Source organism: Pseudacidovorax intermedius (genome assembly GCF_001476815.1).
Taxonomy (GTDB): Bacteria; Pseudomonadota; Gammaproteobacteria; order Burkholderiales; family Burkholderiaceae_C; genus Xenophilus; species Xenophilus intermedius_A.
Map to the genome: position 1 here is coordinate 1 of NZ_LDSL01000033.1, position 17,901 is coordinate 17,901.

A 17,901-nucleotide genomic window follows, 5' to 3' on the forward strand; every position below is an offset into this window, starting at 1 on the left:
TAGTGCGTTCTCTTCTGTTTGTGTTATGAGAGAACGCCGCCCACCGAGATCCACACTGCCCTCTTCGCCGGACGCGTCAGAGGGGTATAAGAGACAGGCCGTCACGGGCACGAATGTGGAATTGGGGGTGCCGCCACCGCCGCAGGCGGCCAGCGGCAGGGCGGCGCCCGCCGTGAGCAGGAACCGGCGGCGGCTGGCGCCCTCGGGGGCGGCATTGCGCGCGACGGCGAGCGGGGGCGGGACGCAGGCGCGCGAACGCGGGTCTTTCATGCAAGGCTCCTTCGCTGGGCAGTCCCTGTGAGGGACGATTGGGGTGTGCGGCCCAGTCTAGGAAGCGTCCGCGCGCAGGGACAGCCGTGCCGGCGCAAGACTGCGTTGCAGTTTTGGAGGTCTGGCGTGGCCGCCTTCAGGCACTCCGCGCGTCAGTGCGGACTGCCGATTCGCGCCATCGCCAGGCACAACTCGTCAAGGAAAAGCCGACCTGCCACCGTGAGGTCGCGGCGCGAGGGATAGAGCGCGTAGAGCTCCACATTCGGTGGTGCCCAGCCCGGCGCTATCACCTGCAGGCGGCCGGCTTTCACATCGGCCTCGCACAGCGATGCCGGCAATTGGGCGATGCCAAGCCCCGCCACGGCGGCGGCGCGGATCTGGATCAGGCTGTCGCTCACCAGGCGCGGCGTGAGCTCCAGCGTCATGCTGCCCATCTGCGGATGGTGCAGCGGCCAGCGCGAAGGCTGGGCGCGGAAGCTCCAGCCGATGCCTGGACATTGCTGAAGTTCGGCCGGGCTGGTCGTGCCGGGCAGCGTCTCGCACAAGGCGGGTGCCGCGGCAAGCACGTAGGGCACGACGGCGAGTCGGCGCACCACCAGGCTGGAGTCGCGCAGCGGTGTCGAGGTAGGGCGGATCTGCAGGTCGGCCGGCTCGGCAAAAGCCGTGGCGCGCCCGTCTGTCGAATCGACCGTGATCGACACCTGCGGATGCCGCAGCGCGAAGTCGGTGGCCAGCGGGCCGACCACCATCGTGTTGAGCATCACGGGACAGGAGATGCGCAGAGCGCCCGAGGGTTCGCTGAGGCTGTCCTTGGCCTGCGACATGGCGCGCTGCGCCTCGTCCAGGATGCGCACGCCATGCTGGTGCATGCGCTGGCCGATGTCGGTGACGCGGAAGGCGCGCGAGCTGCGCACGATCAGGCTCACGCCCAGCTTGCGCTCCAGCGCGGCAATGCGCCGGCTCAGCCGCGAAACCGGGATGCCGCTGCGGTGGCTGGCCGCGCTGTAGCCGCCGGCATCGACCACGAGCGCCAGCACCGTCAGGTCGTCGGCGATGTCATGGGGACTGGGGGGCATGGGCAGAATCCGGGTGCTTTGGGCTGGGCGAGTCGCGAAAGGGCTGGGCGCAGCATAGGGGCGCAGGGGACCATGCCGACCCCATGCAAACCCCGCGCCGGCTGCGCTAGCGGCATGGCCGCGCGCCGCGGTTGGCGCTCAAGGAAAGTCGAGTCGATGGCGCTGGAAGGCCGGCGCACGGCTGTTGCGTGCAGGCGCCGGGACTCTCATCGCCGACGCTGCGCGCCGTGGGCTGGATCTGCCCATCACCGACGCCAACGAGCGGCGCCAGGTGGGCAGGAACATCGGCAGATTCCAGGCGTTGCAGCAGGCGCCGGCCACGCTCAGCTGCAAGGTCGCGGCTCGGGCGAACGAGCTCGCATGCTGGTCTCAGGCAGGAACCGGTCGCCCGCAAACCTGGCAGACGCTCCTTCCCACCCAACACTGCGGTCCCTGGCTACCGTAGGCGCCAGGCGGTCGGGCAACACCCGTGTGCGCATGTGTGTCGCCCTGCGCCAATAAGTTGTCGTTCCGAAGCAATAGCGGCTGCCAGGTCCAGGCTTACGCTTCACATCGCTGGTTCATAAACACAAGGAGACAAGCGATGCGACTGCAAGGACGAGTGGCGATGGTCACAGGCGCGGCGATGGGTATGGGGCAGGCCTTCGCCCAGCGTCTAGCGAGAGAAGGCGCAGCGGTCGTGCTGACCGATGTGGACGAGGCCAATGGCGAGGCCGCCGCGCGAGAGATTCGCGAGCGCGGCGGTATCGCTGCCTTTCGGGCGCTGGATGTGCGCTCTCCAACTGCATGGGATGAGGCAATCCATTTCGTACGGGCCGACTTCAAGAAGCTGGACGTGCTGGTCAACAACGCCGGCGTCGGCATCGTGGGTTCCATCGTCGATTGTTCCCTCGAGGACTGGAACCGCAGCATCGGCGTCAACCTGACCGGCGTGTTCCTGGGCTGCAAGAGTGCGATCCCCCTGATGGCCAGTGGCGGTGGAGGGTCGATCATCAACATTGCGTCGATCTGGGCGATGGCCGCGGACCAGTTGGCAGCGGGGTACTGCGCCAGCAAGGGCGGGGTGCGCAGCCTCACCAAATCGGCAGCGCTCTACTGCGCGGCGCAGGGCAACGGCGTGCGTGTGAACTCGGTGCATCCGGGCTTCGTGCAGACGCCCATGGTCGACAACGCCGGCGCCAGCATGCCGGAAGCGGAGGCTCAGGCCTATGCCGCGCGCACCGTCGGCCGGGTGCCACTGGGCCGCATCGGCACACCGCAGGACATCGAAGGCGTCGTGGCTTTCCTGGCCTCGGACGACTCGCTGTTCATGGCGGGCTCGGAGCTGGTGGTCGACGGCGGACAGCTTTGCCACTGATCTCGACCCCCTAGCGGCAGGCCTTCCTGCCGACGCGGCGATGCGCACGGCAAGCGCAGCCGCCCTCATCATTTCAAGGAGACATCCATGAGCCTGTTCACTCGGCACGGCGGAGCCTTTCTGTCCGCCAGCCTCATCGCGCTGTTCGCAGCAGCGCTGCCCGCCAGCGCCAAGTCTTCCAAAGACAACCTCAAGGTTGGCGTGATCGCCTTCACCTACAGCTCTCCGGCCGTGCAGGCCATGGCCGACGCGGCGATGGCGGACTGCAAGCAGCGTGGCTGGACCTGCGAATTGTTCGACGGCAAAGGTGACCCGGTCGCCACGAGCAACGCAGGGGTCAACTTCGTTAACCGCAAATTCGATGCGGTGGTCAATGCCGTGTCCGACAACAACCAACTCGGCACGGTGATCAAGGCGGCGAACGCGGCTGGCATCCCTTACGTGTCCATCTTCTCGGGCGACGCGCCTGGCATCACGGCGGACATTGGCAGCAGCGGCGTCGTGCAGGGGGCACTGATCGGTGGGGAGGTGCGCAGCGCCATCGGCTTGGAAGGCCAAGTCGCCGTTGTCAACTGGAACGTGTTGCCAGTACTGCGCGAGCGCTCCCGCGGCCTGAAGGCGACGATGGCCGATGACAAGAACATCAAGATCGTCGAGGTTGAAGTCAAGGTGCCCGGCTATGTGGAGGACGCCTATTCGAAGCTGCTCACGCTGCTGCAGAGCAACAAGAACGTCAAGGCGGTCGTGGTCGGGTGGAATGAGCTGGCACCGGCGGCTGTGCGTGCCATCGAGCAGCTGGGTCTGAAGGACAAGGTCCGCGTCTACGGTTACGACGCCATCGCGCCGGCGTTCGAGTTGATGCGCAAGGGCTCACCGCTGGCGATGGTCGTCGGCTTCAGCAACGACGAAGCCGGCAGGTCGGCGATGCGCACTGTTGCGGAAACGGTCGACGGACGGCCCACACCCTTCAAGGCGCTCATGCTGCGGTCCTGCCTGTTCACGCGCGACAACATGCCGGCGCCGGGACAGGAGCCCAATTACGAAACCTGCACGCCGTTCACCGCAGAGCTGCGCCGCAAATGAGCAATCCTCTTGGCCACGAGGCCGCTGACACGGCAGAGGTTCTTCAGGCGGTAGGCATCGTCAAGGAGTTCGGCACCCACCGGGTACTCGACGACGTGTCGTTCAGCCTGCGCGCGGGCCAGATTCATGCGCTTCTCGGCGAGAACGGCGCCGGCAAGTCGACGCTCATCAAGATCCTGACGGGGGTCCACGAGGCCACCGCAGGCGAGATCCGAGTGCACGGCCGGCCGGTGCAGATCACCAGCCCGCACGACGCCCAGGCCGCGGGCATCGCGGTGGTTCACCAGCACGGCAACCTGATCGCGTCGATGACGGTCCAAGAGAACCTGATGCTCGGTCGCCGGTTGCCCCGACGCGGGGGTGTGCTGATCGACTGGCACCACGTGGCCCGCCATGCGCGCGAGCTGCTCGGCCGGCTGCAACTGGATGTCGATCCTCAGGCCTACGCGGGCGAACTGCGCGCCGACCAGATGGCGATGGTGTCCATTGCCAAGGCCCTGTCGCTGGACGCGAAGGTGATCGTGCTGGACGAGCCGACCGCCGCGCTGTCGCCCGGTGAGGTCGATGTGCTTTTCGGCCACATGAGGCGCCTGGCGGAGCAGGGGCACGCGTTCGTTTTCGTCAGCCATCGCCTTAACGAGATCTTCGAAGTGGCGGACAGTGCAACGGTACTGCGCGACGGAAAGGTCGCGTGGCGCTGCATGCACCGGGAAGGGTTGAATCGGGCCGATGTGGTGTCGGCGATCCTCGGCAAGACCAACAGCGCGCTCGCGGCCACCCCGGCAGGGCGGCCGCAAGCGCCCAAGCCCGTGCTGCTGGAGGTCTCGGGGCTCAGTGCGCGCCACGTTGTGGACTGCAGCTTCCGTGCGACGCAAGGTGAGATCCTGGGGCTGGCGGGCCTCCCTGACAGCGGGGCCGAGGCGACGCTCGACGCCCTGTACGGTCGGCTGCGCCAGACTGGCGGCGACATCCACCTTTCTGGCCGGCGGGTCAGGCTAAGCTCGCCGCGCGAAGCGGTCCGACAGGGCTTCGCCCTGGTTCCCAAGGACCGGCTGGGCGAGGCCGTCGTCTATGGGTTCTCCGTGCGCCAGAACATTTCGCTGCCGTCGCTGCACCGGTTTCTCGTCGATCCGGTCACGCGCATCGTCAACCAGGCCGCGGAACGCCGCGCGGCACGCGACCTGGCGAAGCGCCTGCATGTCAGGGCCACGAGCGTCGACGCCGACATCGGTGCGTTGAGCGGGGGCAACCAGCAGAAGTGCGTGCTGGCACGCTGGGTGGCAACGGGGGCCAAGGTGTTCCTGCTGAACTCCCCAACGGCCGCCGTCGACATCGGCGCCAAAGCCGAAATCTACGACCTGCTCCGGGCAATCGCACGCGACGGCGCTTCGGTGCTGTTTACCTCGACCGAGATGGACGAATACATGCGCGTGTGCGACCGCGTCCTGGTGTTTCATCGCGGCCGCATCGTGGCCGAAGTCGACGGCCCCGAGATGAACGAGTCGAACCTCCTGAACCTTGCGTTGGGCGAGCGGACCACCGATGCCGCCCCGCGCCGAACTTCCCCCGAATTCGCTGCGAGCCTGCCATGACCACTGCCAACGTCAAATTTTCCGCGCATACGGCCACCCGATCGGGCCCTGTCGACTGGCGGCGTCTGCTGGCACGCCAGGGGACCATCGCCTCGCTCTTCCTGCTGGTTGCGGGCTTCAGCATCGCCAGTCCGGATGTATTCGCAACACGGATCAACCTGCTGAACGTGCTGAACCAAGCGGCGATTCTGCTAATCATCTCGGCAGGACTGACCGTCTGCTTGGTCATGGGTCTTTACGACCTGTCGATCTCTGCGCTGGCCACCGTGGGCAACTACGCCATCTGCGCGTTGCTCCTCTCCCAAGGCGCCGAGCCGCACGTCTGGCTGAGCATCGCCGGCGTGCTGGCCGTGTGCGCGGTGGTCGGAGTAGCCAGCGGCGCGATCGTCAGCTATCTCGGTGTCTCGGCTTTCATCGAGACGCTGGCGATGGGCTCCATCCTCACAGGCGTGGTGCTCGGGTATTCGGACTCCCGGACCATCATCGGCGGCATTCCTGATGCGTTCCTTGCACTCGGCCAGCAAAACACGCTCGGGGTGCCGAATCCGGTTTGGGTGATGGTGGTGGTGGTCGCCGCCCTGTGGTTGCTCCTGGAACACACGCAGACCGGGCGCAACCTCTACGCCATCGGCGGCAACGCCGAGGCCGCCAAGCTTTCGGGCATCGCCGTCAAGCGCTATGCGCTGCTGGCTCTGGGCATCTCGGCCGTGTGCGCCGGCATCGGCGGAATGATCGCCGCGGCCAACCTGGGCGCTGGACGGCCAACCGGCGTCGGCGATGCCTACCTGCTCAATGCCTTCGCGGCCTCGTTCATCGGCGCATCGACGCTGCGTCCGGGCCAGTTCCACATCCTCGGCACCCTGGTCGGCGTGTTGATCATCGGCGTCATCAACAACGGCTTGTCGGTGATCGGCGTGCCCACCTTCTGGCAGTACATCGTGCAAGGGGTGCTGCTCATCGTTGCCTTGTTCGGAGCGGGCGTGATGTCCGGCCGCAAGGCGTAGTCGTCCCCAAAAGGAAGGAAACCGAAATGCAAAAGACTCTCGAGGGCCGCTCGGCCATCGTCACCGGTGCCGCCCGCGGCATCGGAGAAGCGCTGGCACGTGAACTGGCTACACATGGCGCGCAGGTCATGGTGGCGGACATCAACGAGGCCGGTGCAGACGCCGTCGCACGCGACATCGTCCGCGCCGGGGGACGCGCCATGGCGACCTCCGTGGATGTCACCCGGCGGGAGACCGTGGTCAAGATGATCGATCAGGCCGTCACCGCCTTCGGCGGTCTGGACTGCATGGTCAACAACGCCGGCGTGGTTCAAGGCAAGGCGCTGATGTCGATCACGGAGGTCGAATGGCACCGCATCATGGACACCAACGCGCTGGGTGTGCTGATTGGCATGCAGGAGGCGGCAAAGGTGATGATCGCCCAGGGCCGCGGTGGAAAGATCATCAACACGGCATCGATCGCCGGCAAGCAGGGCTACAGGGAGCTGGCGCACTACTGCGCCAGCAAGGCTGCGGTCATCTCCTTGACGCAGGCGGCAGCCAAGGACTTCGGGCCGCACAAGATCAACGTCAATGCCATCTGCCCTGGCATCGTCGACACCGACATGTGGAAGGTGCTGGGCGACGGCTTTCACAAGGAAGGCTGGACCACCGACCCCGGCCAGGCATTCGAGGCTCAGTCCGCACTTGCGGTGCTGGGCCGTGCCTCGGTTCCACGAGATCTGGCGGGAATCACCCGCTTTCTCGCCTCTTCCGAGTCTGACTTCATCACCGGCCAGTCGATCGTCGTCGATGGCGGCATGGCCTTCAGCTGATCCGTCCCGCACTGCTGCTTAGACAAGGAGACTTCCCCATGACCACTTCCACTGCCCAGGACTCAACCGTGGATGGCGAGGCGCGCCGCGCCGCGCAGCGATGGCTCGCTGCATTCGAGGCTGCCCTGTCGGCCGGCGACCCGAGTGGCGCTGCCTTGCTGTTCGAGCCGGAAGGCGTGTGCCGAGACCTGGCGGCGCTGACCTGGAACCTCCGCACCTTTGAAGGCCGCGATGCTCTGAGCGGCATGCTGGCGCATGCGTGTCGACATGCAAAGCCGCATGGCTTCCACCTGACCGACGAGCCCTCGGAAGCCGCGGGTGTCATCGAAGCTTGGCTACGCTTCGAGACGGAGACCGCCACTTGCGTGGGCCACCTGCGGATACGGGGCACCAAGGCCTGGACCTTCCTGGCGGCAGTCGACCAGTTGAAGGGGCATGAGGAAGCCATCGGCTCGCGCCGTCAATCAGGGGCCGAACACGGCGCTCGGACCAACCGCACGAACTGGGCCGATCGACGTCGCGCGGCCTCGCAGGCCATGGGAACGAGCGAGCAGCCCTATGTGCTGGTCATCGGTGGCGGACAGGCCGGCCTGTCGCTTGCTGCCCGCCTGAAGCAGTTGGGGGTGTCCGTATTGGTGATCGACAAGCGACCCAGGCCGGGAGACACCTGGCGCTCGCGCTACGCGTCACTGTGCCTGCACGACCCCGTGTGGTACGACCATATGCCCTATATGGAGTTTCCTCGCAATTGGCCGGTGTTCACGCCCAAGGACAAGATGGGCGACTTCCTGGAGGCCTATGCAGACTTCATGGAGATCGACTATTGGGGCAATACTGTTGCACGCAGCGCCCGATACGACGAGCAGAGGAAGGAGTGGACGGTGCAGGTCGAGCGCGAGGGCCGCAATGTGGAACTGCGCCCGAGCCAGTTGGTGTTTGCCACGGGCCTCTCGGGCTTTCCGAACACGCCGCGCTACCCCGGGGCAGACGAGTTCCTGGGCGATCAGCATCATTCGTCGGCTCATGCCGGGCCCGAGGCTTGGCGAGGAAAGAAGGCGGTGGTGATCGGCTCTAACAATTCGGCGCACGACATCTGCGCCGCCTTGTGGGAGGAGGGTGCCCAGGTGACCATGGTGCAGCGTTCCAGCACGCTGGTGATCCGGTCGGAAACCTTGTTCGACCTTTTCGTCAAGGACCTCTATTCCGAGGAGGCGTTGAGCAAGGGCATCACCGTGGAGCGCGCCGACCTGGTCCAGGCCTCCCTTCCTTATCGGGTGCTGGCAGAAATGAGCAAGCCGCTCGTGGAGATGGCCAAAGAGCGCGACGCGGAGTTCTATCGGCGTCTTGCCGCTACCGGCTTCAAACTGGACTTCGGCGTCGACGGCTCGGGTCTGTGGATGAAGTACATGCGCCGCGGGTCGGGCTACTACATCGATGTCGGTGCGTCGGAACTGATCATCGACGGGCGCATCGGGCTCAAGCAGGGCCAGGTCGAGCGCATCAAGCCGCGATCGGTGGTCATGGATGACGGCACGGAACTGGAAGCCGACCTCATCGTTTATGCCACGGGCTACGGCCCCATGAGCCAGCTCTCGGCGCAGATCCTGCCCGCCGAAATGGTGGAGCGGGTAGGGCGGGTATGGGGGCTGGGCTCCGACACACCGAAGGATCCTGGGCCCTGGGAAGGCGAAGCCCGCAACATGTGGAGGCCGACCCAGCAGGAAGGCCTTTGGTTCCACGGCGGCAATCTGTACCAGTGCCGCTTCTTCTCGAAGATCCTGGCACTGCAGCTGAAGGCCCGCATGGAAGGCTTGGTTACACCGGTCTATGGCCTGCAGCAGGTTCATCACAAGCATTGATCGATGACCGCGATGACCTTTCAAAAGGAGACAACTATGGATATCTCGAAGCAACTCTTCGTCAACGGGGAGTGGCGTGCGCCACTGGGAACGCTGAGAACGCTGCCAGTCATCGACCCCTCTACGGGTCGACCCTTCGCCGAAGTGGCGCTCGGCAGCGCGGCTGATGTCGATGCCGCTGTCGCTGCTGCGCGCGCCGCATTCGGGACCTTTTCCCAAAGCACGGTCGAGTCGCGCGCCACCTTGCTGGAGAGGATCCTGGTGGCGTACGAACGCCGCTACGGCGACCTGGTAGAGGCGGTGTCGCGAGAGATGGGGGCGCCACGTCGCCTCTCACACGACGCTCAGGTGGCCGTCGGACAGGCCCATCTGGCCCGGATGGTCGAAGTGGTGCGCCACTACCGGTTCGACAGTGAACGCAAAGGTTTTTCGGTGGTGAAGGAAGCCATCGGCGTCGTCGCGATGATCACGCCCTGGAACTGGCCGCTGAACCAGATCACCTGCAAGGTAGCACCGGCCCTCGCTGCAGGCTGCACCATGGTGCTCAAACCCAGCGAGATTGCGCCTTTCAGCGCAATCGTGTTCGCCGAAATCATGCAGGAGGCGGGCGTGCCGCGCGGTGTATTCAACTTGGTACATGGCGACGGTCCAACAGTTGGCGAAGCATTGGCCGCGCATCCTGATGTGGACATGGTGTCGTTTACCGGCTCTACGCGTGCCGGCGTGCGTGTCGCCAAGATCGCCGCCGACACCGTGAAGCGCGTGCACCAGGAGTTGGGGGGCAAGTCTGCCAACATCATCCTTCGCGATGCGGACCTGGTTGACGCGGTGAGTCAGGGCGCGATGGCCTGTTTCCTCAACAGTGGCCAGTCCTGCAATGCGCCGACGCGTATGTTTGTCCCGCGGGAGCGACATGATGAGGCCGTCCGGATCGCTGCGGGTGTGGCCGCCCAGCTCAAGGTCGGGCCGGCCAATCACGAGGGAGTTGTTCTCGGCCCGGTGGTCAGTCAGGCGCAGTACGACAAGGTGCAGCAGTTGATCGATGGGGGAATCCGCCAAGGCGCCGAACTGGCGGCGGGCGGTCTTGGCCGGCCCGACGGCCTCGAAGGCGGGTACTTCATCAAGCCCACCGTTTTCGGCAAGGTGAGCCCGGAAATGGACATTGCGCGCGAAGAGATCTTTGGCCCTGTGCTGTCCATCATTCCCTACGACGAAGAGACGGCTGCGCTGCAGCAGGCCAACGACACGGTATATGGACTGGCGGCATACATCCAAACGAAAAATCCCGACCGTGCACGCGAAATCGCACGACAGATGCGAGCTGGAACGGTGTACATCAACTACCCTGCTTGGGACCCGGCAGTCCCCTTCGGCGGCTACAAGCAGTCCGGCAACGGGCGCGAGTACGGCGAGTTCGGCCTGGACGAGTATCTGGAGACGAAGGGCATCGTGGGCGGCTGAACGGCAATCTCGGCGTTCACCCGCCGCCTCAGAGCCTTGGGCCGTCGGGCAGCGCCAGCGGATCGTCGCCAGCCAGCCTGCGCCTTACCGCCTTGGGTGCAGCGCCGAACCACCGGTGGCAAGCGTGGGTAAACGCGGATGGCTCCTTGAAGTGGAGCAGGTCGGCGATCTTGGCAATCGGTGTTTCGGTCTGCCGCAAGTAGTTCTCGGCGCGCTCCTGCCGGATCTCGTCCACGATCTGGTCGAAGCCGGTGCCCTCGTCTCGCAGGCGGCGTTGAAGCGTTCGGACTGTCATGAACATCGAGGCCGCAACCTTTGCCTGCGTGCACCATTCGGAATCCATGATGCGCGCGATGGTCGCACGTGTACGCTGCCTGGTTGTTCGTGCAGCAGCGGGCTGCTTGGTGTCGAGGTAGTACGCCGCCAGTTCACGCAAGACCTCGTTGTGCGTCGGAATGGGTTGGTCGAGGTCGCAACCCCCGATCATGAGTCCCGTGCGTGGCATGCCGAATCTTGGCGTCACCCCAAACGCGTTCTCATAAGAAGACAGGGGTCCTACCGGCAAATGCTTGAACCAGACGTCGTAGGAAACGCCTATGGAGGGCAGTAGGGATTGTGCAATCTTCTGCGTAAGTCGCAGGCTGAGTTCAAAGGTCTGGCTGGCGGGGCCAATCTTCTCGATGGCGATATCGAAGCAAAAGAAAAGCTGGTTCGGGCGGGGACGCTCGACGTGGAGTTCGCAAGCCGGACTGTGGAAATGCAGATGCTTCTCCCATAGGTCGACGCTCTCCCGCAGAGTCCTCGCGTTCTGGATCGCCACGCCCAGGGCGCCCAGGACCGTGGCATCCTGCTTGTGTGCCAATCGCAGTCCCAGGTCAGGTACCGCGTGGCGGTCGGCAACATGCTCCAGAAGACTGATGACGGCCTTGTAGGGAATGTGCGCCTCAGGCCAGCGGGCGTCGGAGGGGTCGATGTGCGCCGTCCGCAAAATTTCCGCTCCCTGCCCGAAGGCGAGGGCATCGACTTGCTCCAGACCCTGGATGCCCGCAGCGCGTAACGGAGGGTTTTCGTAACGCATTGCCTGCCTGATGAGTGCGGTAAGGTCTACAAAGCTGCTGGCGCCGTTCATCGGCTTGCGAAATCTATCGTTGTGCCTTGAGGTCTTGTACCGTGCTATCCCTATGTGGGCCCAGCGTTCCAGCCGCGCTTGCTGGGCCGCTGCCGGTTTCTTTCGTTGCCACGACCCGACGCTCGACCGCTGCCACCAGCGCTTCGACGGCAGCCCACCTACGCCGGTTTTGAGGCGAGGCACCTACGCCGCCGTAGCGCGACATCGGCGCGTGCGAAGCCGTGTATTGACCCAGCGAAACCTGCTCAGATCAGGCCGCTAATGCAAATGCTTCAGCGGGGGTCTTCATGTTCAGCGCCTGGTGCGGGCGCCGGTGGTTGTAGAAATGGATCCAGTCGCCGATCACACGGCTGGCGTGCTGTAGCGATTCGAATCGATGTCGATGCACGCACTGCTCCTTGAGCGTGCGGATCACCCGCTCGACCAAGCCGTTCTGCTCGGGGCTGTGCGGCGTGATGAACTCCTGGCGCAATCCGTAGCTTCTGACCAGCGCCGTAAAGCTGCGGCTGGTGAACACCAAGCCATTGTCCGAGCGCAGCAGAAACGGTGTCCGCACCCGACCCAGCGTGCCGAACCGCGCGATCAGCGCCTGCTCCAGCGCCGACTCGGCTGTCTTCGATCTCCCACTTCGAGATAGATGCCAGCCCAGCAACTCCCGGCTGTGGCAGTCGATCACCAGCGCCATCGTCGTCCAGCCATCACGCCCCGCCCACACCCAGCACATGTCGGTCGACCAGCGCTCGTTCGGCGCTTCTGCCATCGAAGGCAACGATTGGATCCTTGGGCGAAAGCCTACCGGTCGTTTGCGCACCTGCCAGCCCTTGAGTTGGAAGATGCGCTGCACAGTGTTCTTGTTGAATCCGAGCAGGTGCGCCACCGTGCGGTAGCCGAACGAAGGGTTCTCCTCGATCATTGCCTTGACCGGTGCGACCAAATGTTCCTGCAGCTTCGGTGCGGCCTTCACCGGCTTGTAATACACGCTGCGCCGCGGCACCTCGAACCACCGGCACAGCTTGCTGATCGAGACGGTGATGCCGTCGGCCTGCAGTCCCTGGCGGATCGTCTCGATCACTTCGCGTCCTCGCCCAGCAGGGACTGCATTTTTTTTCGGGCGCGCAACTCCAGCATCGCCTCACCATAGGCCTCCTGCAGATCCTTGAGCTGGCGCTCGTACTGCTCACTCACGTCCTGCGGGTTCGCTTTCAGAGCGTTCTCCAAGCCCTTGCGGCCATCCTCTACCCACCCCTCGATCTCCGAGGGCGGCAGGTCGTAGGCACGGCTCGCCTCCAACACGCTCGTCTTGCCCTGGATGATCTCCAGCACCAACGCCGTCTTGCGCTTGGCCGTCCAGCGCTTGATCTCTTCTTCCATCAACATACTCACGGTGGCTTCCTTTCAAAGATAACACCTGAGCAGGTTTTCACTGGGTCAATACATGTTCTTGGTCGAACTGGGCGCCGCGATGATCTTGCCGTCCGCGACGGTGCCAGTGCGCAGCATCAGGCCGTGTTCTGCGAGATGGGCGTCGACGGTTGCCAGTCCTGCGGCGCCAGTGCATGCCTGTCCAGAAGATGGCGAAAGCGACGGATCGTGGTCCCGGCAGGTCCCTAGAGGCCCCTGCCCGCTGGCGATGTACCTCGCCACCTCCTCCGGCTCCATTCGCCCCGCATACCGCGGATGCGCCCGGTTCGCCACGAAGGTCAGCATCCGCCGCCCCAGCCGCGCACCAGGGCGGGCGCGGCGTCGATGTGGTGGATGGCGGGGTTCCACATCAGCGAGCCGTAGCCGAAGAGGTAGAGGTCTTCGGCCGGGTCGTGGCTCGCAAGGGTGGCGTCCAGGCAGGCGTCCAGTTCTTCCTGGGTGCGCAGCCGCACGTCGGGAGGTGCGCAGGCTTTAAGTGCGGCCATCACGGAGCCGTCGAACAGGCTCTCGCGGGTGAAGGGTTGACCGGCAGGCGGGGGAGGCAGCGGGCTGAGGCTGGCGGACATGGCCTGTGATTCTGCGACGGGGTGGCTGACCCCGAGCAGTTTTCGTGCGCGCCTCGCCCGCGCGCCCGCAGCCAGTGGCCGGCGCGCAACGGCAGGCTGCCCGCGCGGCGAGGGTCAGGCGCCGTCCGAACGCTGACGGGCTTCGAGTTCGGTGGCGCGGCAGCCCACCGGGCAGGCGGGACCATCGCACACGCCGTGGTCGCAGAAGCGGCAAACGTGGCGGGCATAGGCCCGGTCGGCCACCGGCGCAGCGAGCAGCTTGTCGAGCAAGTCGGCCATGGTGCTGCGTTCTTGCGGCGAAAGCGCAGCCAAAAGGCGATCGCAGGCCCGCAGCCGCGCTGCCTGAAGTTCCTCGGCCCTGGCGCGGCCCTCGGGGGAGAGTTCGAGCCAGACCTCCCGCCCGCCGCTCGGTGCCTTGAGCAGCAGCCCTTCGGCCATGAGCTTGTCGACGGCGCGCGAGCAGGCGGGTTGCGACAGCCCGACCACGCGGCCCAGTTCCACCACGCCGACGGGGGCCCAGTGATACAGCCACAGCAGGATCGCCACGCTCGACTCCGAATGGGCCTGCATCGCATCGCTCATGGCGCGGCCCACCACCGCCCACAGCGCGCCAAGCTTGTTGGCACGCAGCGCCCGGGTGCGCGGCAGGTCAGGAGACGGCACGGTCGTCGGCATGCATGCGCTGCAGGGCCTGCGCGTAGCGGGGCATGACCTGCTGCATCATCGATTCGCCAGGGGCGGGTCTTTCGACGTTGAACACGTACTTGGGAAAGTCCAGCGGCTTCTGCACCGCCCAGATGTCCTCGTGATCGCCGGGCGGCAGGATGCGGGCCGGCGCGCCCACGGCGACCCAGCCGATGGGCACCGTGGCGTGGGGCTCGAGTTGCGTCCTGAGGTGCACCACGGCATTGATGCGCACCTCGCTGCCGCGTCCGAGCACGGCGCCATTGAAGACCGACGCGCCGGTGGCGATGAAGACCTCGTCTTCCACGGTGCAGCCCACCAGGTAGGCCCGCGGGCCGACCAGCACATGGTCTCCCAGGCGCATGGTCTGGTTCGGCACGCCGCGGATGACGGCCGTGTCCATGACCACGCAGTGCGCGCCGATGCGGATGGGCCCGCCCTCGGACACGATCACCGCGCCGTGGCCCACGGAACAGTTCGGGCCGATTTCGACATCGCCCGAGATGACGGCGGTGCTGGCGACCCGGCAGGTGGGGTCCACGACGGGGGTGCGGCCATTCGACTGCAGCAGCATTTCAACCTCCATGCATGCAAAGTGCATGGATAGTGTGCAGGCACGGGCCGCGGCGCGCAAGCAAAAAAACGCCCGGGCGGCGCGATGGCGGCCCGGGCGTAATCTTTGGCGCTCTTGCGCTGTGGCGTCGCCGCGTTACTCCTCCACGAACGCCTCTTCCCGCTTCGCCTTCACCGCCGGCAGCAGCACGATCACCAGCAGCAGTGCGGATGCCGCCAGCAGGCTGGCCGAGATGGGCCGCGAGACCAGCACGCCCCAGTCCCCACGCGACAGCAGCAGCGCCCGGCGCAGGTTCTCTTCCATCATCGGCCCCAGGATGAAGCCCAGCAGTAGTGGCGCCGGCTCGCACTTGAGCTTGAGGAAGGCATAGCCCACCACGCCGAACACGGCCACCATCCAGACGTCGAAGGTGTTGTTGTTCTCCGAGTACACGCCCACGGCGCAGAACAGCACGATGGCCGGGAAGAGCCACTTGTAGGGAATGGTCAGCAGCTTGATCCACACGCCGATCAGCGGCAGGTTCAGGATGATGAGCATCAGGTTGCCGATCCACATCGAGGCGATCAGGCCCCAGAACAGCTCGGGGTTGCTGGTCATCACCTGCGGGCCGGGCTGGATGTTGTGGATGGTCATGGCACCGACCATCAGCGCCATCACCGGATTGGGCGGGATGCCCAGCGTCAGCAGCGGGATGAAGGAGGTCTGCGCGCCGGCGTTGTTGGCCGACTCGGGGCCCGCCACGCCGCGGATGTTGCCCTTGCCGAAGGGCACCTCGCCGGGGGCGCGGCGCATCTTCTTCTCCAGCGTGTACGAGGCGAAGGAGGACAGCAGCGCGCCGCCGCCCGGCAGGATGCCCAGCGCCGAGCCCAGCGCCGTGCCGCGCAGCACCGCGGGCGTCATGCGCTTGAAGTCGGCGGCCGTCGGCCACAGGCCCTTGACCTTGGCCGTGAACACCTCGCGCTGCTCCGCCGGCTGCGACAGGTTGCCGATGATCTCGCCGTAGCCGAACACGCCCATGGCGATGGCGATGAAGCCGATGCCGTCGGTGAGTTCCGGAATGTCGAAGCTATAGCGGGCCACGCCCGAGTTCACGTCCGTGCCCACCAAGCCCAGGGCCAGGCCCAGCAGGATCATGGTGATGGCCTTGAGCAGCGAGCCCGAGGCCAGCACCACCGCACCGATCAGGCCCAGGATCATCAGGCTGAAGTACTCGGCCGGGCCGAACTTGAAGGCCAGCTCGGTCAGCGGCGGCGCGAAGGCGGCCAGGATGATGGTGCCCACGCAACCGGCGAAGAAGGAGCCCAGGCCCGCGGCGGCAAGGGCCGGTCCGGCGCGTCCCTGCCGGGCCATCTGGTAGCCGTCGATCACCGTGACCACGGACGACGATTCGCCCGGCAGGTTGACCAGGATGGCGGTGGTCGATCCGCCGTACTGCGCCCCGTAGTAGATGCCCGCCAGCATGATCAGCGCCGACACCGGCGGCAGCGCGTAGGTGGCCGGCAGCAGCATGGCGATGGTGGCGACCGGGCCGATGCCCGGCAGCACGCCGATCAGCGTGCCCAGCAGGCAGCCGACGAAGGCGTAGACGAGGTTCTGGAATGTGAAGGCGACGCCGAAGCCGATCGCTAGGTTGTTGAAGAGGTCCATGAGGCCCGTGTTCTTGTATGTCTCTGGAGAAAGGGGATCAGGCGATGAACGTGGGCCAGACCGGGAACTGCAGCTTGAGTGCGACGACGAAGGCGAGGTAGCTGCCCACCGCCAGGATGGTGGCCAGCACCAGCGAGGACTTCACGCTGAAATGGTCGCCCGCCAGGTTGGCGATGAAGGTGAGCGCATAGATGGCCACGATCAGCCCCATGGGCGGCAGCCCGATGCTGGGCAGGCCGCCCAGCAGCACGCCGAAGGCCAGGTTGGCGCCGATGATGAAGATGAGCGGCCGCCAGGCGATGCGGCCGATGGGCTCGCCGTCCTCGGTGTCCACCGTCATCGCCTTGAGCGTGATCAGCGTGCCCATGATGGCGATGAGCACGCCGACGATGAGCGGAAAGTAGCCCGGGCCCATGCGGGCGCCGTCGCCCACCGTGTACGAGGTGGCGCCCCAGGCGAACGCCACGCCGAAGGCGCAGAACAGCGCGCCCGAAAAGAAATCTCTTTGACTCTTGATCTTCACCCTGCAGGTCTCCTTGATCGTTGATGCATCCGCGCACGGCGGCAGGTCCGCCACATCGGGGCGGGAAGCGGGCGCGATCGTAGGAAAGGGGGCCTGCGCCGTGGGTTACAGGAACATTGCCATTCGGCAATGTGGGCGGCAGGGGAAGACCGTCGAGGCGATGCGGCGCATGGCGCGCCGGCTTCAGACGTGCAGGATGCGTTCGCTGTAGCGCGCGACCAGCGGATCGTGCGTCAGCAGGTGCATGGGCTCGACCAGGGCCTGGGCCACGAGCAGGCGGTCGAACGGGTCCTTGTGGTGGGCAGGCAGCGCCTCGACCTCGACGATGTGCTCGGGCTTGATCGACAGCAACTGGTAGCCCGCCTCACGGAAGTAGCGCCAGGCCTCTTCACTGCCGACCGGCATGTCGCCACGGCCGAGCGAATGCTTGATGCCGATTTCCCACAGCGAGGCCACGCTGACCCACACCGTGGCGCGCGGCGATGCGATGCGCTCTCGTGCGGCTTGCGAAAGCCGTGGACTGTCCGTGATCGCCCAGAGCGCGATGTGGGTGTCCAGCAGCAGGTTCAAGACTTGACCTCGCCGGTGAACAGCGCCGCCACCTCGTCGTTGTACGCATCGATGGAGTCCGGCACGACGAATTTGCCTTTGGCCACGCCGATGCGCTTCTGCGCCGCGGATTGATCCACCGGCACCAGTTTGGCGACGGGCCGGCCATGGCGGGCGATGACGATCTCGCTCTCGGCACCGGCCTCGATGGCCTCGACCAGGCGCGACAGCGAGGATTTGGCTTCGAACATGTTGACGGGTTGCATGGCCGGCTCGGGGGGTGAAGTTAG

Annotated in this window: 19 protein-coding genes and 1 pseudogene; 7 read left to right on the forward strand and 13 right to left on the reverse strand. The window is 65.7% G+C overall.

The window, feature by feature from the left end; all coding sequences use genetic code 11:
- The coding region (locus NS331_RS26960) for a hypothetical protein (protein ID WP_206597313.1) at positions 1 to 270 on the reverse strand (270 nt) is incomplete at its 3' end.
- Positions 271 to 422: 152 nt separating this feature from the next.
- Positions 423 to 1,346: a LysR substrate-binding domain-containing protein gene (locus tag NS331_RS04655; protein ID WP_058640848.1), complete on the reverse strand. Its 924-nt coding sequence runs from the start codon at positions 1,344 to 1,346 to the stop codon at positions 423 to 425.
- A gap of 583 nt (positions 1,347 to 1,929) precedes the next feature.
- On the opposite strand from NS331_RS04655, the gene NS331_RS04660 reads away from it, so the two are divergent.
- The 7 genes from NS331_RS04660 (at position 1,930) to NS331_RS04690 (ending at position 10,517) form a co-directional block, all read left to right on the forward strand.
- Positions 1,930 to 2,703 (forward strand): glucose 1-dehydrogenase, encoded by a 774-nt coding sequence (locus tag NS331_RS04660; RefSeq protein ID WP_058640849.1) that lies wholly within the window; start codon positions 1,930 to 1,932, stop codon positions 2,701 to 2,703.
- A gap of 87 nt (positions 2,704 to 2,790) precedes the next feature.
- Positions 2,791 to 3,786, forward strand: a complete 996-nt coding sequence (locus NS331_RS04665) for a sugar ABC transporter substrate-binding protein (RefSeq protein ID WP_058640850.1) — start codon at positions 2,791 to 2,793, stop codon at positions 3,784 to 3,786.
- On the forward strand, positions 3,783 to 5,378 hold the full coding sequence (locus tag NS331_RS04670; protein WP_058640851.1) for a sugar ABC transporter ATP-binding protein: 1,596 nt from the start codon (positions 3,783 to 3,785) through the stop codon (positions 5,376 to 5,378). The genes NS331_RS04665 and NS331_RS04670 overlap by 4 nt, the downstream gene beginning before the upstream one ends.
- The gene (locus NS331_RS04675) at positions 5,375 to 6,382 is read left to right on the forward strand and encodes an ABC transporter permease (RefSeq protein WP_082702256.1); all 1,008 of its coding nucleotides are present in this window, start codon (positions 5,375 to 5,377) and stop codon (positions 6,380 to 6,382) included. Before NS331_RS04670 ends, NS331_RS04675 begins: the two co-directional genes overlap by 4 nt.
- 26 nt (positions 6,383 to 6,408) lie before the next feature.
- Positions 6,409 to 7,197 (forward strand): SDR family NAD(P)-dependent oxidoreductase, encoded by a 789-nt coding sequence (locus NS331_RS04680; RefSeq protein ID WP_058640852.1) that lies wholly within the window; start codon positions 6,409 to 6,411, stop codon positions 7,195 to 7,197.
- 38 nt (positions 7,198 to 7,235) lie between these two features.
- Positions 7,236 to 9,056, forward strand: a complete 1,821-nt coding sequence (locus NS331_RS04685; protein WP_058640853.1) for a flavin-containing monooxygenase — start codon at positions 7,236 to 7,238, stop codon at positions 9,054 to 9,056.
- Between the two features lie 36 nt (positions 9,057 to 9,092).
- A complete protein-coding gene (locus NS331_RS04690; RefSeq protein ID WP_058640917.1) occupies positions 9,093 to 10,517 on the forward strand; it encodes an aldehyde dehydrogenase family protein in 1,425 nt (474 codons plus the stop codon).
- Between the two features lie 28 nt (positions 10,518 to 10,545).
- Here the strand turns inward: NS331_RS04690 and NS331_RS04695 are convergent, their stop codons facing one another.
- The 11 genes and pseudogenes from NS331_RS04695 to NS331_RS04740 form a co-directional block, all read right to left on the reverse strand.
- Entirely contained in the window at positions 10,546 to 11,646 is a 1,101-nt protein-coding gene (locus NS331_RS04695; RefSeq protein ID WP_058640854.1) for an AraC family transcriptional regulator, read from the reverse strand.
- Positions 11,647 to 11,896: 250 nt separating this feature from the next.
- Positions 11,897 to 12,718, reverse strand: a complete 822-nt coding sequence (locus NS331_RS04700) for an IS3 family transposase (RefSeq protein WP_058640855.1) — start codon at positions 12,716 to 12,718, stop codon at positions 11,897 to 11,899.
- Complete coding sequence (locus NS331_RS04705; protein ID WP_058640856.1) at positions 12,715 to 13,029, reverse strand: DUF1153 domain-containing protein; 315 nt, start codon at positions 13,027 to 13,029, stop codon at positions 12,715 to 12,717. The genes NS331_RS04700 and NS331_RS04705 overlap by 4 nt, the downstream gene beginning before the upstream one ends.
- Positions 13,030 to 13,083: 54 nt before the next feature.
- A pseudogene (locus NS331_RS27090) lies at positions 13,084 to 13,235 on the reverse strand (IS5/IS1182 family transposase); the annotation flags it as partial.
- 111 nt (positions 13,236 to 13,346) lie between these two features.
- Entirely contained in the window at positions 13,347 to 13,634 is a 288-nt protein-coding gene (locus tag NS331_RS04710) for a gamma-glutamylcyclotransferase (RefSeq protein WP_058640857.1), read from the reverse strand.
- A gap of 114 nt (positions 13,635 to 13,748) precedes the next feature.
- Positions 13,749 to 14,297 carry a MarR family winged helix-turn-helix transcriptional regulator gene (locus NS331_RS04715; RefSeq protein ID WP_193758045.1) on the reverse strand — a complete coding sequence of 183 codons (549 nt, stop codon included), beginning with the start codon at positions 14,295 to 14,297 and terminating at the stop codon, positions 13,749 to 13,751.
- Positions 14,284 to 14,892: a gamma carbonic anhydrase family protein gene (locus NS331_RS04720; RefSeq protein ID WP_058640859.1), complete on the reverse strand. Its 609-nt coding sequence runs from the start codon at positions 14,890 to 14,892 to the stop codon at positions 14,284 to 14,286. Before NS331_RS04720 ends, NS331_RS04715 begins: the two co-directional genes overlap by 14 nt.
- A gap of 135 nt (positions 14,893 to 15,027) precedes the next feature.
- Positions 15,028 to 16,539, reverse strand: a complete 1,512-nt coding sequence (locus NS331_RS04725; protein WP_058640860.1) for a tripartite tricarboxylate transporter permease — start codon at positions 16,537 to 16,539, stop codon at positions 15,028 to 15,030.
- 37 nt (positions 16,540 to 16,576) lie between these two features.
- Positions 16,577 to 17,062 carry a tripartite tricarboxylate transporter TctB family protein gene (locus tag NS331_RS04730; protein ID WP_058640861.1) on the reverse strand — a complete coding sequence of 162 codons (486 nt, stop codon included), beginning with the start codon at positions 17,060 to 17,062 and terminating at the stop codon, positions 16,577 to 16,579.
- Positions 17,063 to 17,245: 183 nt separating this feature from the next.
- Positions 17,246 to 17,632 (reverse strand): type II toxin-antitoxin system VapC family toxin, encoded by a 387-nt coding sequence (locus NS331_RS04735; protein WP_058640862.1) that lies wholly within the window; start codon positions 17,630 to 17,632, stop codon positions 17,246 to 17,248.
- The gene (locus NS331_RS04740) at positions 17,629 to 17,877 is read right to left on the reverse strand and encodes a type II toxin-antitoxin system Phd/YefM family antitoxin (protein ID WP_058640863.1); all 249 of its coding nucleotides are present in this window, start codon (positions 17,875 to 17,877) and stop codon (positions 17,629 to 17,631) included. The genes NS331_RS04735 and NS331_RS04740 overlap by 4 nt, the downstream gene beginning before the upstream one ends.
- Positions 17,878 to 17,901 lie beyond the last annotated feature (24 nt).